Origin of the sequence: Pseudobacillus wudalianchiensis, from assembly GCF_001685015.1 — a bacterium.
GTDB lineage: Bacteria > Bacillota > Bacilli > Bacillales > Domibacillaceae > Pseudobacillus > Pseudobacillus wudalianchiensis.
On record NZ_MAYT01000020.1, the window covers coordinates 1 to 373 of the forward strand.

Consider the following 373-nt stretch of genomic DNA (forward strand, 5'->3'; position numbering starts at 1 on the left):
CCTGCCCTTCCCGTGCCCTTATCCACGAAAGCATTTACGACCAGTTTATGGAACGGGCGATTGAACGCGTCAAACAAATTAAGACCGGCAACCCGCTTGATACCGAAACGATGATGGGGGCCCAGGCGTCCAGCGAGCAAATGGAGAAAATCCTGTCTTATATCGACATCGGCAACCAGGAAGGTGCTGAATGCTTAATCGGCGGCGGCAAAAACACGATCGCCGGCTTGGAGAATGGCTATTATGTGAAGCCGACGGTCTTTAAAGGAGCGAACAATATGCGGATTTTCCAAGAGGAGATTTTTGGACCGGTCGTTTCCGTTACGACCTTCAAGGATGAAGAAGAAGCGCTTGCCATTGCCAATGACACGCT

The 373-nt window shown here is 50.9% G+C and carries 1 protein-coding gene; it reads left to right on the top strand.

All coding sequences use genetic code 11. The features are described 5' to 3' along the window. The coding region (locus A8F95_RS10550; RefSeq protein WP_141676260.1) for an aldehyde dehydrogenase family protein at positions 1-373 on the top strand (373 nt) is incomplete at both ends.